This is a genomic window from Iningainema tapete BLCC-T55 (assembly GCF_014698965.1).
GTDB classification, from domain to species: domain Bacteria; phylum Cyanobacteriota; class Cyanobacteriia; order Cyanobacteriales; family Nostocaceae; genus Iningainema; species Iningainema tapete.
Genome location: NZ_JACXAE010000040.1, coordinates 86,513 through 102,962, shown reverse-complemented (window position 1 = coordinate 102,962; position 16,450 = coordinate 86,513). Strand labels below are relative to the sequence as shown.

The 16,450-nt window shown below is 41.8% G+C and carries 10 protein-coding genes; 2 read left to right on the top strand and 8 right to left on the bottom strand.

Annotated elements, in window-relative coordinates; genetic code table 11:
• Positions 1-340: 340 nt before the first annotated feature.
• The 7 genes from ICL16_RS10965 to ICL16_RS10935 form a co-directional block, all read right to left on the bottom strand.
• The gene (locus tag ICL16_RS10965) at positions 341-1,936 is read right to left on the bottom strand and encodes a formylglycine-generating enzyme family protein (protein ID WP_238360719.1); all 1,596 of its coding nucleotides are present in this window, start codon (positions 1,934-1,936) and stop codon (positions 341-343) included.
• Positions 1,937-1,952: 16 nt separating this feature from the next.
• A complete protein-coding gene (locus ICL16_RS10960) occupies positions 1,953-3,347 on the bottom strand; it encodes a hypothetical protein (RefSeq protein WP_190827301.1) in 1,395 nt (464 codons plus the stop codon).
• Positions 3,340-4,278, bottom strand: a complete 939-nt coding sequence (locus tag ICL16_RS10955) for an AAA family ATPase (protein ID WP_190827299.1) — start codon at positions 4,276-4,278, stop codon at positions 3,340-3,342. The genes ICL16_RS10960 and ICL16_RS10955 overlap by 8 nt, the downstream gene beginning before the upstream one ends.
• Positions 4,263-5,627 carry a trypsin-like peptidase domain-containing protein gene (locus ICL16_RS10950; protein ID WP_190827297.1) on the bottom strand — a complete coding sequence of 455 codons (1,365 nt, stop codon included), beginning with the start codon at positions 5,625-5,627 and terminating at the stop codon, positions 4,263-4,265. Before ICL16_RS10950 ends, ICL16_RS10955 begins: the two co-directional genes overlap by 16 nt.
• 5 nt (positions 5,628-5,632) lie before the next feature.
• Positions 5,633-5,944 carry a CU044_2847 family protein gene (locus ICL16_RS10945; RefSeq protein WP_190827295.1) on the bottom strand — a complete coding sequence of 104 codons (312 nt, stop codon included), beginning with the start codon at positions 5,942-5,944 and terminating at the stop codon, positions 5,633-5,635.
• Between the two features lie 940 nt (positions 5,945-6,884).
• Complete coding sequence (locus tag ICL16_RS10940; protein WP_190827293.1) at positions 6,885-7,049, bottom strand: hypothetical protein; 165 nt, start codon at positions 7,047-7,049, stop codon at positions 6,885-6,887.
• A gap of 10 nt (positions 7,050-7,059) precedes the next feature.
• Complete coding sequence (locus tag ICL16_RS10935) at positions 7,060-7,848, bottom strand: Rpn family recombination-promoting nuclease/putative transposase (protein WP_190827291.1); 789 nt, start codon at positions 7,846-7,848, stop codon at positions 7,060-7,062.
• Between the two features lie 223 nt (positions 7,849-8,071).
• Between ICL16_RS10935 and ICL16_RS10930 the strand changes: the two genes are divergently transcribed.
• Positions 8,072-9,388, top strand: coding sequence for a hypothetical protein (locus ICL16_RS10930; protein WP_190827289.1), 1,317 nt, complete (start codon positions 8,072-8,074; stop codon positions 9,386-9,388).
• A gap of 219 nt (positions 9,389-9,607) precedes the next feature.
• A complete protein-coding gene (gene recG / locus ICL16_RS10925; protein WP_190827420.1) occupies positions 9,608-11,704 on the top strand; it encodes an ATP-dependent DNA helicase RecG in 2,097 nt (698 codons plus the stop codon).
• Between the two features lie 40 nt (positions 11,705-11,744).
• On the opposite strand, the gene ICL16_RS47190 is transcribed toward recG, so the two are convergent.
• Positions 11,745-16,103 carry a response regulator gene (locus tag ICL16_RS47190; protein ID WP_337906978.1) on the bottom strand — a complete coding sequence of 1,453 codons (4,359 nt, stop codon included), beginning with the start codon at positions 16,101-16,103 and terminating at the stop codon, positions 11,745-11,747.
• Between the last annotated feature and the right edge of the window lie 347 nt (positions 16,104-16,450).

The following is a 16,450-nucleotide window of genomic DNA, read 5'->3' as shown; positions in this document are numbered from 1 at the left end:
TAAATACAATACCTAATTTTTCCGCTCGTCTAAATTTAAAAAAAATATTGTATTAACCGAACGGTTAAATTTTAATATTAAAACTACATGGTAGGATAGGCAATTCATATAGGAATTTTTGCCATAGGTAACATCTAACTGACGTGCAAAACGTAATAATCAGTATTCTATATTTATTTAGGCACTGCCCCATGCTACAAATCTAAGTCTACTTACTAGACTTCAAATTGATACACTGTTTTTCCGGATTTTTTTGGGCTTTTCAAACAAAGATACACTCTCGTTAAGTAATATTAAAAATATTAAAAAAAAGTTACGGATATTAATAAAAAACAAAAATTCAAAATGTTCTCCCAAAGAAAAAAGCCACCCGAAAGCCGATTTCGTTAGAGCTATTGTCAGGCTTGTCTCTACCACGACTTGCGGAACGGCAATCAAATGATACGTCGCGCCAAGAACCGCTTTTAACTATTCGTTCCTGATTAGCACCAGTTTCATTACTCATACTGCTGTAGTTTTCTCGCCAACGGTCAGCACACCATTCACCAACATTACCGTGCATATCGTATAAACCAAAGGCATTTGCTACCTTAAAGAACCCTACCTCAGTAGTTTCTTTTCGAGATTTGCCCAGAGGTCTAAAAACATACCTTTCCCTTGCGTTGTAGCAAGCTAATTTAGGGGTAATAGTTTCACCAAAATGGAAGGGAGTAGTGGTTCCTGCTCGACAAGCATATTCCCATTCTGCTTCAGTCGGAAGACGATAAGACTTACCAGTTTTTTGCTGTAGCCGTTCGCAGAACTCGACTGCATCGTACCAACTGACATTTTCAACAGGACGATGGGGACCTTTGAAAATCGCTGGGTCTGGGTTGAGGTCGATTTTAACTTTAGGTAGTCCTGCAACTACTCGCCACTGTGTCTGAGTCACAAGGTATTTACTCATAAAAAAGGGAGCAATTGTTACTGAGAATTGAGGGTGTTCGCTGTCGTTTCCTTCCCCATTCGGCGAACCCATCCTGAATGTACCACCTGGAATAGATACCATCTCTAATACTACTCCTTCGCCCCAATCTTCACCAAAGCAATCTGCTTTGCTGGAACTACGAGTGATTGTCCACTCCGAGTCAAATATCCATTGCTTAGGCTTGCGTCTCACCTGAGCAACGTTGAACTCAAAAACTTCTAGAAGTAAAACAGGGCTTTTCCGCCTTTGTATCGGTATCAGTAAACTTATGCCTGCAACTTCTATTTGTTGTTCCTGTCCTGGAAGTTTATCGAATTCTAATACGGCTTTTTCCAATTCCCCACATACAAAATAATACATACCTCTGACATAAACTAGTAGTGACTTGAAGTTTGCTTCCTGGAGTGGTTCGCTAAAAGTTTCTATCAAAGAAGTCATGCGTGCCCATTCTGCTGTATTTTCCAGTTGTAATCCATCAAGAATTAATGCTAGTTCGCGAGCTGCTTCCCCTGTTTGGGTGTATACCATAGCAGTCCAGCGTTGAGCTTGAGCTATGTCACGAATGTCAATATCAGAACTATTCAAGTGTGGCTGTACATCAAATAGTAAAAATTTGGATAGTTCCTTGATTCGCTTAATTCCAAAACGAGGATGAGTTTTTAACTGTCTTAGCAGTACATCGCGTACCGTCTTTTCCATCTCATAAAGTTCATGCCCAACTTCTTCACAGAGATTAGAAAAAAGCAAATCAGCTATTGCTATCCAGGGAATATTAAGTACATTACCGTCAATATCGTGCTGAAAGTTTGCCCATAGACCATATAGTAAATCCGGTGTTAATGCTAGGGGAAAGGCAGCGTGATAAGCTAAGTATAAATGAGCATCTCCATAGCGTTCCCGAAAAAAATTAATGCGCTGAATGCCTCCTTTTATTTTTATTTTGGCTAAAGATATATCTGACTGATTCATTTTACCTGCTAGCTTCCTACTGATTGTAATAGCGTCCGCGTAGCGCACCAATCGCACTATCTAAACCTTGGCGATTGATTTCAAACATGGGAACAAGGCGGGCAATTTCTTGGGCAGTAGTATTTACCCAGCGTAGTTTTGGCATGGGATTAAGCCATGCAATATAACGCACCTGCTTCCTAAGACCTTCTAGAAAAATCTTAGTTAGTCTATGACGTTCAGGATTAAAGCTTCCACGGACAGCACCTGCATCGCTAAAAATTAAGGCAACAGCTTGTGATTGATTAAGTTGAGCCAAAACAGTATCTATCTGTTCAGATTCCAAACGAGCCGAATCGTGATAAAAATACTTAGTTGGACAGTTATGAAAGTAGTAAACACCAGCCCTGCCCAAACGACCTCCTTGCAATGCTGTTTCTACTAGGCGACGGGAGATTGTGTGAAAAGGCAGCATAGAACCATCTTGGTCAACTAATAGCAGTAGTTGAGTGCGGTTGATGCGACGAGGAACAAGAACTGGGTTAAGTAATATTCCCTGTCGTCCAATCTGGTTGACAGTGGCTATCAAATCCAATTCGACTACTGGTCCCTCTCTCACTAAACAACGTAGGTAGCGCCAACTCTGCTTCATTTGCCGACGGCTTACAGGAAAATACGCAGCAACTGAATTAGAAATATCTTCTGTGCCAACAGACTGCGTTCCCGTCCTGAGAATCTGCACTTCATCATCTATCTGTTTAATTAGCTCTGATGAAAGGAAATCACTAAGCTGGGATTCAGGAGGAATAGGTTTATAACTAACAGGGTGTGTAGCACGTCGTCTACCCATCCATAAATCTATCCCAACTAAAGTTAATACCAACAACGTATATACAAAAAACAAAATAATTACAACAACTAAATATATTGTGATGTCACTTACTATTGGCTGAGTCTGAGTTGGCTGTGGTGTTTCCGGTTCTGGAGGATTAATTGTAAGAGGTTGTTCAATATTAGGTGAAGGAGAAGTCGAGATTAGAGGAATATTATTGGCAGCAAAAATTCCGGCTCTTACCAAAATAACGCTTCCTCCTAGAATCATTCCTCCTATAATCAAGTTACGTCTGAGTCTGTGCTGAGAATTTTTAGAGCATGGTTCTGTAATTTCTATAGTTCTTGGAACAATTTTTGGATGGCAATTTTCCGACACAGTTTCTTCAGGAATTAATCTATCAAAATAATGATTGAATATTCTTTTCTCTTCTGGAGACTTAACCCATAAAGCACAGCAAAGTTGAACCAAAGAATTTCGGTCTGCAATCCCAAAACCTGCTTGTAAAGCTTGCAAAACTACCTGATATTCCCCAACCCCCAAAGGCAACCCAGCTTCTCGTAAACTGGTAAACAATTCCAGTAAAGGCATTTTATTCATGGCTTTTAACCCGTTTTAAATAACGAACATGATCATCCCAATTTTTTAGTAATACACCTAGGTCTGGTAATTTGCCCTCCAGTTTACCCAATACTTCATCCTCAGGATAGCGACTTAGTGCATGAAACCAATCTAGTAACTCACTTGTAGTTACATTTTTGCTCGCTCTCCCTATTTCTGTCTGCATTTGTTGACGCAATTCTACAAATCGATTGACTGCCGCCTCCACAATTGTTTTGGATGAATCTGAAAAACGATTCATTACAATTTCTATCAGTTGTTCGGGTTTTGGAAATTCGACATAATGAAATATACACCGACGCAAGAAAGCATCAGGCAATTCCTTCTCATCATTGCTAGTAATAAAAACAATTGGTGTTGCTTTAGCTCTAATTTTCTGACCAGTTTCTTCTACAATAAATCGCCGCTCATCTAGCTCTAACAGTAAATCATTGGGAAAGTCAATGTCAGCTTTATCAATTTCATCAATTAACACTACTGTGCGCCAATCATTTTGAAAAGCCCTTCCCAACGGTCCCCAACGCACATAAGTTTCAGGGTCACTGATGCGTAAAATATCTTCTTGCTTACGAATCTGACTTGCTGCTAATTGAGCATCTCGTAAGCGACCAACAGCATCATAGGTATATAAACCATCTTGTGCCCGACTGGTTGATTTTACATACCAGGCTTCAAACGGTAACTTTAATTCATAGGCTACTGCCCTAGCTAATTTCGTTTTACCACATCCTGGCTCTCCTTTAAGTAACAAAGGTCTTTCTAAATAAATGGCTAAATTAACAACATCAATTAATTCTTTATTTGATAAGTAAGGATAAAGAAGTTGTCCTGAGTCAGAATCAATTTCTCCTTGTTGAGGCTGAATTTTACCAGTATATTTAGGTATTTTGTTATTTAGTACCTCAACCATTTTTCCGACTCCTCATACCAATTACAGCCGCACAGAGTACAAATTTCTTCTAAGGTAAGTTCCGGGATACCTCCACCACTGTTATCTAAAATTTCCTGAACTGTGCTGTCAACTTCATTTGCAAGTTCAACAGGTAGTTCATCATTCTCATTCTCAATCCAGTTGAGTAAATCATCTTGAGAAAATTCGTTAATTTTTGGTGTTTTTACTGGTGTGTAGCTTGACTTATTAGCATCTTTTCCACCAGTAAACAAATCCTCTAAACTCTCCACACTACCTTCATAATCAACTAAAAACATCAACAACTTTGATTTGTTTGAAGTCAATTGAGAATTTTGCACTTCTGTTGCTAAAAGCAACCAAAAATCTTGAATTAACTCTTGCAAACTTTCTCTGGGCATCCACTCTACATTATGGAAAATCAAAATCATATTCTGAGTTTGGCAACACTTATAAACTCCTTGAGCAATTTCTGCTAGTGAGGAATTTTTGGGCAACTGAATATGACTACAGAATTCACGCCAAAGGGCTGTGGCATCAAATTGCCGAACTCTACGGGTCAACCCAACTTTCACAACTCTGCTTGTTGTTATGTAAGGAAGATGTTTAACTAGCAACAAATTTAACAACCAGCGTTGACCGTAATCTGGCGACCCATGAATCAATAAAGCCGCAATGGAGTGTTCCCTCACTAATTGGCGAAATAACCTAACTTGTCTGCTATAACCCAACTTTAATAACGAACGATATAACTGTTCGCGGTCTACAAACTTCCAAATTTTCCTCAGTGCCTCAATAGAAATCGCCAATCCACGTCTGCCTTCACCTTGGCGATGGCTAACTATCCCTAAAACACAACCATTGGCTTCATCAACTACAGGAGAACCACTGTAACCAGGTTGCAAAGAATAGTCACCATCAATACGCAAATCCCAAGCTTGAATCCTTTCTCCAATACGTATTGACTGTAATCCTACTGGTTCGCCGAGAGTACCTTGCAATGACCTAATTAAATGAGCCTTATCATACAATTGAAAACCAGCAGTTATAAAAGGACTTTCTCTCTGACCAGATACGTGTAGATTAATTTCTGGCTTACCCCCTAGCCCATCCACTCGCAAGACCGCTAAGTCAAGTCCATCATCTTCACCAGAAGCAATTACTGTAGCAGACCTACTATCAGCTTTGACTTTCTCTTTCCCGCCGACATCTCTCACAACATGGGCACAAGTTAATACGTAAGCTGTTCCACTCACTCGACGAATGACAAAGCCGGTTCCAAAACGGCTATTATTCGACTCACTACTGGTAATTAAAACAATAGACTTTTGTAAATCCTCTAGGTTCATTCCAATTAATTTGTAGGCTTAAATTTCAGTTTTATTTTTAAGTTTGCACCCGCTTTTGATTTAGTCACATAAATATTTCCTTCCCCTTCAAAGCTTAAGCCAAGTTCAACCTCAGCTTCGTCAATACTGATCTCTTTATTTAGTTCTTGGCAAGCAGCAGCAATAGGACGACAGGTTTTGACTAAAAGAGGTTTAACCCTATCAAAAGTAGCACTTACTTTATCTGCAAAACCGCCAGATATTGGTTGAACTTGCTCTTCCGGTACTTCTATCTCTACTAAAGTGCCATCTTCTAATTCAATCAGTTTAGTCGCCATCAATATTTTCTCTCCTACACTTCCCAAGTTAAGAAACAAATCTATGCTATTTTTAATAGCTGCATAATCAAACCTGAATATTCAAGTTCAAGACCTCAACGGCTCCGATTTAGAGTCAAGTGCATTTTCATGTCAAACAGAAGGTTTTAATGTACATTTTTTTAATAACTTCCGTGATGGTATTTTCCTTTTTAGTAACTTTGCATACACGTAATAGTCAGAGTGTTCGCCTTATAGGTGCGACCACGCCACACGGTGTACGATCATACCATCTCTGTTGCTTGCCTTTGAGCATTTCCTGCCTGACCTTCATTCATTTCTTACTTTTTGCTTAATTGCTTAACGATTTAACCATAACATAGATGAACTTTTACTAAAGTGGCACTTGGATGAAAAATTACTGGCAGATAACGCACCATTGTAAAAACGGTTTTAGCTACAGGGCACTTATTTAGTGTAGGATTTATTGACCTCTAATTCCTGCGAGCTGTGTTTCTTTCATTTTTCACTTGCGGGTGCGCCGCTAGTTAGAGACTCACATCTTCGGTTAATGTCATCCTCTGTCAACCGTATGTTTAGACTTTATCATGTAGCGTTGATTTTAAAAGAATGGCTGAAAGCTAGATTTAACAAGAGTTTTTAGACCAAATTACATAATCTTACAAGAATTCTGGCTGAATACCAAGAGCGCCCTCTCTCTGGATAAAAAGCGGCGTTTCCGTGCAGCGATCGCGTTTTGTTTGACCTTAAGTTAGGTTATCTTGCCCCAGGGTATAAAGCAGCCCAAAAAGCTCACGCATCGGTTCATTGCTAAATTGACTCATCCAGAAAGGGGCGTTTTTTGACTTCGCCAACAGTATCCGGAGTGGAACTGAAACCTGAAGAATTAGCAACAGGCAGAATTACTCTGCGCTATCGCAAGAAGTAAACTCATTTAGCTCTATTCGGATGGATTTGAAGCTATTTTTGTGACTTCCTCGACCGATAAATCAACAGCCTTCGCCACTTCAAAGATGCTGTAGCCCATGCCTAAAAGGCGCTCAGCTGCTTTTAACTTGGTTTGACGCTCCAAGTCTTTGTAAATTCTAGTTTCTTCAATATTCATTTTACGCGCTCTACTCCGCAGCTTGGCGGACAGCTTCTACATCAACTTTGAGTTGTTGAGCAATCTGCTCCACAGTCATCCCAGTTTTTAGTAACAGAGGCACGGTAAGTTTCAACATTTCAGCTTCCCGTTCTTCTCGTCCGGAGGCTTTCGCTTCTTGATAAACCCTTGTTTGCTCTAAAGTCAGTCCTAACATGGCTTCAACTTCCTCTCTACTCAACTGGGAAAATTTGTAAACGGCAATGGTGGTGATTACTTCTAGTATTTCGTTTTTTGGCAGTGTACTTGTTTTCTCTAATTGTACTCGCTCAATCAATTGCTTTGCTTGCTCTGCCATCGTTTCATCCGATGCGATCGTTAGCTGCATCAAGTTTATGCCTATTGGCTGCTGATTTGGATCGCCCAACTCGTTAAGGTAAATTCGCTGCACTTGGTCGCTATTCAAAAATAATCGATGAGTTTTTTTATCGCTCGGTTCCAAAGATCGTGATGGAAAAATTACCACACAATACCAGTCATCATACTGAAACCGATTTCGGTTCAGGTACATCTGAGTTTCAGTGAAAAACCGATAGTAGAGGGCTTCATCCCTCTGAAACTGAACCTCGGCAAAAAAGACAATTCTGGGTGTTGTCCCCTCTGGTGGTAAAAATACACCATCAATGCGTAGAGCGGTTTCCTTTACTTCAACTGACTCAAATCGGTAGTTTTGCGCTTGTTCTGGAGGGTTATCAACCAGTTCAAAAAGTAATCCAGGAAAGCGCTTAAATAATTGATAATAAATAGAGTCTCGTTTCACTACTTCATCCTTTGATCCGCAAGGTTTTCACTATTTACTCGCTCTTTCAACTGACACTTTACCGGATAGAGCCTCTGTTGTCAAAATGGCAACAAGTAATATCTTTGCCTTACTAAAGTATTAGCTCTAAAAAAAATCAACATCTTGCATGATTTTATACTATATTTTCATAGATCCCGTGCAGCGATCGCTGCTGTGTTCCATGCAGAGCTGCACGTATACAATGAGCAATCAGTCAAGAAAAACAGCCATCCGTTTTCTCAAAACCATAGGTTTTGCCATAGGAACCCGAATTTGGATCAGAGTCTCGTGGGATCACAAAACAGAATCAGCCCCTAATAGCTGGAGAAAGTACCGCATAAATAACAAAACCGTTTATTGTCAATACATTTTTTGCGGCAGAATTACTGGCAAAGGCTTTAGCCTAACCAAATGTACATATGGAGGACGCGACAAATACGGGAATACGATTTGGAAGCAGTCAACTAAAAAACACACAGACGGCTTTGCTCATGTCTTCAAACTGTCTCGTATCGGTGCCACAATTAGTTTTTACCCAAATCAACCTACTCGTGGCATCAGCAACAACCACGTAAAAAGCTGCCAAACGATCTTCTATGAAATTGACGATCTGCCATTAGAAAATCAGTGGGACGCACTGCAACAACTTAAACAAAAAACAAACTTAGAACCAGCTGCTGTGGTGTTCACTGGAGGAAAATCGCTGCATTGCTATTTCCGCGCCAAAACTGCTCTAACTCCTGAGCAATGGTTAGTACTCAATCGCAAACTGACTATAACCCAAACCTCAGATCCAGCTATCTGCAACTTAGCTCGTGCCATGCGGCTACCGGGATTATTCCGGCGGCGAGTTGTTGATGGAGTCCTAAGTAAACCAATCCCAATCACTGTTGAGCAGTGGTCAAATTGCCAGTACAGTCCAGAGCAGCTAGAGAGCGCACTTGATTCAACTGGCTTATTCCCCTATGGGTTATCAGATGAACGATGGAGAAAATGGGTTCATCTCCTCCGAAGAAAACACAACGGAGAAGACGTAAACCCAAGCAGCGTACTGTTGCTAAAAGAGTTGCAGCAAGGTGTCCCGAATGAACGTTTGCTCTTACACAGCAAGCGCCGGACAATACAGCCACTCTACCGCCAAAACAGCACTTCTTTACTTCTAAAACAGCTGCGCGGTAGCGCTGAAACCATTCCATTATCTATTTGTTTAACCCAGATCGACCAAACTCTAATAAAACAAGGAGACTCACAAGGAAACCGCAACAACTCAGGCTACAAATTAGCACGAAACTTACTGGGTACATCTGCCGCCTTGGAAGAACAAGGCATAGCTTACTATCCAACACCGCAAAGCCTATTTCGCCAATATTGTAAACGCTGTAACCCGCCCTTGGACGCAGAAGAAGCTCTATTAATTTGGCAAAGTGCCAATAGCAAACCCGCTTATCCTACGCGAGATACAGCTTCAATTGCTAGAAGCATCAAATGGTGGCGCTCGCAACACCATTCTACAGAATAAATCGGACATTTAGTTAGTTTATTCAAAACAAAATCGTCCAATTAAACATTAGGAAAGTCGAAATGAAAGTCACTTTTTGACAATTCCTCTACATAGGAACAACAAAAATTTTACCCCTGGTGATGCTGGGGGTTTTCTTTTTCCAATAAACGCTGCTACCGCAGCTAAAACGTAGCAAACCTCGTGCCATATCACGCGCACCTTACCATTCTTACACCAATGAGTTTATTCCACCCCCTGCATAATCTACCTGGTATTAATCCAACTAACAGCAAACTTCTTAATAATCTGGGAATTTATACCATCTTAGACCTACTATACTACTACCCCCGCGATTACATAAAATATCGCAGAGTCAGAATTGCCAACTTAAAAGTAGGTGATAACGTCACAATCATCGGTAAAATCAAAAAACATGAAATTATTAGTCCTGCCAAAAACCCAAAATTAACAATCCAAAGTTGGACAATTAGAGACAAGACAGGTTCTATTACCTGTAAACGTTTCTATAACCATCCTTATTACAAATCCCAGCGCTGGCGTTGTGAGCAGTTAAACCTTTACTCCACTACTCGACTCGTTGCTGTATCTGGAATAGTTAAAGATGATTTGTACTTGGGCAAGACGCTAAATAATCCAGAAATTAGGGTAATTGAATTAGCAGATATCAAAGCTAAATCTTCTGCAATTATCCCTATTTACGCTTTAACTAAAGGGGTAACGTTGGAGTTAGTTCAAAATGCCATCCAGACTGCTTTAACTGTTATCAATCAACTAAAAGATCCCTTGCCTGCGTATGTGCGGAAGCAGTATGGATTGGTTAGGTTAAAAGAGGCGATCGCTAACATCCACTTTCCCCCCAATAGCAAGTCTCTGGCTGCTGCCCGTCGTCGGCTAGTCTTTGATGAATTTTTCTACCTCCAGCTGTCGCTACTTCAACGTCGCCACCTTTTCAAAGCACGAGCATCCATCTCGAACATCGCTCCTACAGGTGCGCTAATTGAACAATTCTATTCGCAATTGCCCTTTGAGCTAACAGTAGCACAACAGCGAGTCATCAACGACATCCTCAATGACTTGCGATCGCCCACGCCGATGAACCGATTGGTACAGGGGGATGTGGGCGCAGGTAAAACTGTAGTGGCGGTAGTTGCAATACTCGCCGTCATTCAATCTGGCTACCAAGCGGCGCTGATGGCTCCCACTGAGGTACTGGCAGAACAGCACTACCGCAAGATAGCTGACTGGTTCAACAAAATGTACCTGCCAGTAGAACTGCTCACAGGTTCGACGAAAACCGCAAAACGCTCATGCATACAAGCCCAGTTGGAAACTGGTGAACTACCGCTGTTGGTTGGTACTCATGCCCTAATTCAAGACAAAGTGAATTTCAATAAGTTGGGTTTGGTGGTAATTGACGAGCAGCACAGGTTTGGCGTACAGCAGCGGATGCAGTTGCAGCAAAAAGGGGAGCAACCCCATGTGCTGACAATGACGGCTACACCAATTCCCCGGACACTGGCGCTGACGTTGCATGGGGATTTGGATGTCAGTCAAATTGACGAGTTACCACCAGGGCGTTCCCCAATCCGCACTAAAGTCTTGACCAAAAACACATCAGCCTACGATTTAATCCGCCGCGAGGTGATCAAAGGACATCAAGCCTATATTGTGTTGCCCCTGATTGAAGAATCGGAAAAGCTGGATGTGCGTTCAGCTATTGAGGAGCATCAACGTCTATCGGAAAAAATCTTCCCCGAATTCAAAGTGGGTATCTTGCACGGACGCATGACTTCAGCCCAGAAGGATGAGGCGCTTGCAGCTTTCCGCAACAACCAAACTCAAATTCTCGTTTCCACTACGGTTGTTGAAGTAGGAGTAGATGTTCCCAATGCAACAGTGATGCTCATTGAAAATGCTGAGCGTTTTGGCTTATCCCAACTGCATCAACTGCGAGGACGTGTCGGACGCGGTTGCCACCAATCCTACTGTCTACTGATAAATGGTAGCAAAACAACAGAGGCGCGTAGTCGTCTCGGTGTGCTGGAACAGTCGCAAGATGGCTTTTTCATTTCTGAGATGGATATGCGGCTGCGCAAAGAAGGTGAAGTGCTGGGGACTCGCCAATCTGGGCTGTCAGATTTGGTTTTGGCGAATCTGGTAGAAGATGGGGGAATACTGGCGATCGCACGAACTGCCGCAGATTCAATACTTGCAATTGACCCGGATCTAAAAAACCACCTGCGCATAAAAGCGGAATTAAAAAGGCGCGGCTACCTAGACATACTGGGATACGGAGGAAACCTGATTTCTTGAAGAAAGCTGATTTCCGGACAATATTTTTGAGTAAATGTACTTATCCATACAGCCAAACGCGCAACAGTGAAAGCAACAGTTCGATGTCTACAGGTTTGGTGATGTAGTCTGATCCCCCAGCTTCGATATACTTTTCTCTATCGCCTTGCATTGCCTTAGCAGTGAGTGCAATAATGGGCAGGGATTTAAATTGTGCATTCTGGCGGATACAGCGTGTGGTTTCATAGCCGTCCATTTCTGGCATCATCACATCCATTAAAACTACATCAATATCTGGTGTAGAATGCAAAACTTCAATTCCATCCCTACCATTCTCGGCATAAACAACTTGCATCTGATAGCGCTCAAGCATACTGGTAAGGGCAAAAATACTGCGCACATCGTCATCCACGATTAGCACCTTTTTGCCTACTAGTACAAGGTCAGACGAATGTAATTGCTCGAGTATTTGTCGTTTAGGTGCGGGCAAATTAGCTTGATCTCGATGTAAAAACAGGGCTGTTTCTTCAAGGAGACGTTCGGGTGATCGCACATCCTTAACAATTACTGTCTCTGCCAAGCGTCGCAATCGACTGTCTTCCGCCCTAGTAAGTTCCCGCGCTGTGTAAACTATAATTGGTAGTGCTTCACCATTTGGTAGTTGCTTGATTTGTTCGATTAGTTCAAACCCATTCATATCAGGTAGTCCTAAATCGAGAACCATGCAATCAAACTGTTCACGCCCCATTGCTTCTAACGCCTGTTTGCCAGTACCAACAGCAGTAGTAGCCACATCATTGTTGCCAATTAATTCCATAATACTCAGGCGTTGAGTGACGTCGTCTTCCACCACCAACAAGTTTTTCACCCTACGCTCAACAAAACCTTTAATTTTAGTTAATGCTTGGTGTAACGCTTCACCACTCACAGGTTTTTGTAAATAAGCAATTGCGCCCTGCTGCAATCCACGCTGCCGCCCCTCTTCAACTGACATAATATGTACTGGGATATGACGGGTACTCAAATCGTGCTTGAGAAGATCCAACACCATCCAACCATTCATTCCAGGCAAGCTGATATCAAGGATGATAGCTGAAGGCTGAAACTGCTGTACTAGTGCCAAACCCGTACTGCCGTTATGGGCAATGATGCACTTAAATCCGTGATGCCGCGCCATGTCTAAAATTAGACTAGCAAATTTAATGTCATCTTCAACAATCAACAGTATGCAATCGCCATCCCCAATGTTACCTCTGTCATCAGTCAGGGAAGTGGTACTGGAAGGGGAGTGAGGGAGTAGGGGAGAGGGGAAGTGTTGAATAATTCTCTTTGTCCCCAGGTCTTCTTGTCCCTTTGTTCCTGTATCTCCGTGTCCTACCGCTTGGGGTATGTAAAGTGTAAACGTGCTACCTTCACCAAGGCGGCTGACAAGCTTAATTTCTCCACCCAGCAGATGGGTGATTTTGCTGCTAATTGACAAGCCCAACCCCGTACCGCCATATTTGCGACTGGTGCTGGTATCTGCTTGTTGAAATACCTCAAAAATTATCTTTTGCTGGTTACGGGCAATGCCGATACCCGTATCGCTTACTCCGAAAGCTATCACAGTCGAGGCACGAGTCAAAGTTTCGTGGCCAGGACTCCATCCTTGGGTTGCAACAAAGACCCGTAAGCGTACTTCTCCAAGCTCTGTAAATTTAAAAGCGTTGGCTAGCAGATTTTTCAGGACTTGTTGTAAGCGTTTCGCATCGGTATGAATGCTTCTTGGAAGGTCGGGAGCAAACTCAATAGTGAAATTGAGTCCTTTGTCAATAGCTACTTGCCTAAAAGTACGCTCAATGTTTTCTTGCAATTCTGTAAGCTGCATGTGATCTATGTCAATTGACATAGCTGCAGATTCGATTTTTGCCAGATCCAGAATGTCATTGATGATCGCCAACAGGTCATTACCAGCTAAGTAAATTGTGCTGCTATATTCAACTTGTTTTGGTGTCAGGTTCCCATCTACGTTATCTGTAAGTATCCTTGCTAATATTAACAAGCTGTGGAGCGGTGTCCGCAATTCATGGGACATATTCGTTATGAAATCGGACTTATATTTTGACGATAGTGCCAGTTGTTCCGCTTTCTCTTCCAAAGATTGCCTTGCCTGTTCAATTAGCTGATTCTTACGCTCGACTTCTTGGTTTTGCACGGCTAACAACTCTGCCTTCTCTTCTAGTTCAACGTTGATTTGCTGTAACTCCTCTTGCTGTTTTTTCAGTAAATCTTCGGATGTTTTCAGCGTTAGGGCTTGTTGTTTCAAGAGCTTATTAGTTTCCCTAAGTTCTTTTTCGGATGCTTTCAGCGTTAGGGTTTGTTGTTCTAAGAGCTTATTAGTTTCCCTGAGTTCTTTTTTCGTCAGTTCCAGTTCTAGGGATTGAGGTTGATACTTCTGGCGAATAAAGCTGACTAAATAATCGTGAACAAGCTGATAACGCTCTGGCACTCCTTGCACACGAAATATCAAACGAGAACCCTCTAAAATCTCTAATACCAAATCCAGCTTTTTTGCCTCTGTATCTAAATCCTCCCCCAACTCTGCCTTAGTCTTGACTGGTCGAGTATTGTTCTCACTCGTGAGCAAGTACAATACCAACTGAGCAGCTCGTTCATTTTCTTCGCCGCAGTCTTTGACCACAGCTTCTAAAAATTTTTCTACCAGTTTTTCTTGAGGCTGAGAGCCAAGTTCCTGATATTCCTTAAGCTTAGTAATTTTTTCTGTTTCCAGTTGCGTACCAGCTACTTGCAACTCAATGGGACGCACCTCTCCTAATTTCCCCGTCAAATCCTTCACTAATTGATCGACTAAATCTGACTCTAGAGGAAAAGTCGAACGTGCTGTTAAATTTTTGATAACCGCTTCAGCATCTGCTGCTGAAAAATTGCCCAAGTAATAGAGTATATACTCATAAATTTTATCAATTTTGATATCTGTGTTACGACTAATTTCTAATAAGCAATGTATATAATCCTCCCGTAAGGATAGAATGAATTTTAGATAAGGAATTTCCAAACACTGGCGCAAAAATTCATAAAATTCTCGCCTACTGGTTTGGTCTTTGTTATCGAAGAAAAACTCCTCAAACTGGTCAAAAATCAACACCGTTAATTGACCATTTTTTTCAAAATTATGTAACGTTTCTATCAGATTTAAGCGTTTTTGCTCTCCTACTTCCTTCTTGAGAAGCACTGCTAAACACTCCCCCAATTTATCAACCCAATTTTCATATTCTTGCACCAACACAGGCAACACAACACGCCCTTCAAAGTAACTTTGTTGGAGTGCTGGCACAAAGGCAGCTTGCAAAATTGAACTTTTGCCCACTCCCGACGGACCGTAAATTACCGTTATTTTGCGATCTCGCCTCTTAATCCGCTCAATCAATTCCTCCACATCCTTCTGCCGCCCAGAAGCGGCTACAATATCCTCTAGGGATATATCACGACTTTTTCCTGCACTCCTTGCTATGGGATTAATGACCTGCCCTGGTGGTTGTAAACGTCCCGCACCGATGAAAGCCCGCAAACCATACTGGCTCTCAATTTCCCGTTTCTCTTGCTTTAGATGAAAGGCTTCTAGATATTCCCCCTTCTCAAATTGGATCTGTCGCAACTCCTCTAGTATTTCAACGTAAAGATTTGGATCGTACTGAGGCTGACTCTTCTTTCTTGACTCTTCTAAGTTAGCAAGCGCATCTTGGATTTGGCCTAACTTTCGTTGTGACTGGGCTAAGATGAAGTAATTGAAACCCAAAGTTTGAGACTCAGCATCAGGTATCTTTTCCAAAATTTCCAGAGCTTGTAGCGCCAGTCCATTCGCCTCCTGCCAATCTGAATTTTTTTTGAGAGCAACTTCTGCTAAAAAGCTATAATCTTGAGCCACTTGCTGCAGCTTTCCATACTCTTGATGCAGCGCCAAAGCCTTTTGGGCAAGCAGTTGCAGTTTTTCCCACTCTTGTAATTGTCGCAGAACTTCTCCCAACTTATTAATATGTTTCGCCAACAAATCAGGACGTTTCGCCAGATCAAACAACTCCAGACATCTCTGAATATAATACTTCGTTTCTTCCCGATATTGTTCCCCGTTCAGATAATAAGCCAAGACGAGATGGAATAAAATAATTCCGCACCGCTCAAACTGGTGATTGTGTTGCCAAAAATTTAAGCTTTGCTGATACTGCTTAATTGCATCATCAAAAAGAGACTTTTTGTAGTAATTTAACCCTGAGATAAATGCTAAAGTAACCCTATGTTCTGGCTCTAATTCTTGACCTGAATTCTGCAAATCTTGCTGAAGCGCCTCAAGTTCAGCATTATCTAAGCTAAATTCTGGTTGTTCGGCAAAGGCTTTCTCAGCATTTTCACGCAGTAACGCCATCTGTTCTTGAACTGAAAGCTTAAATTCTACTATTGGACTAGCCCAATTTATAAAATCCGGTGCCTTCCGCCTCAGCTTGTTCCAAACTGCATTCGTTACCCACAATGCCACTGGGAAGGAAAAAAGGCGAAATGAATCTCGCACATTGTTGGTAGCATACAGCAGTCCATCAAGGTTTACCACTGACTCTAAACCCCAAATCATCAAAGCATCCGGTTGCTCTTGACCAAACCGCTCGAAAATAGTAGTATATAGCGTCTCAGCAGACGGTTCAAGGGGTAACTCTTCAATAACCAAGCTGCATCGCTTACGAAATAGTGACAGCATCTGCGATCGCAAGTAGGCAT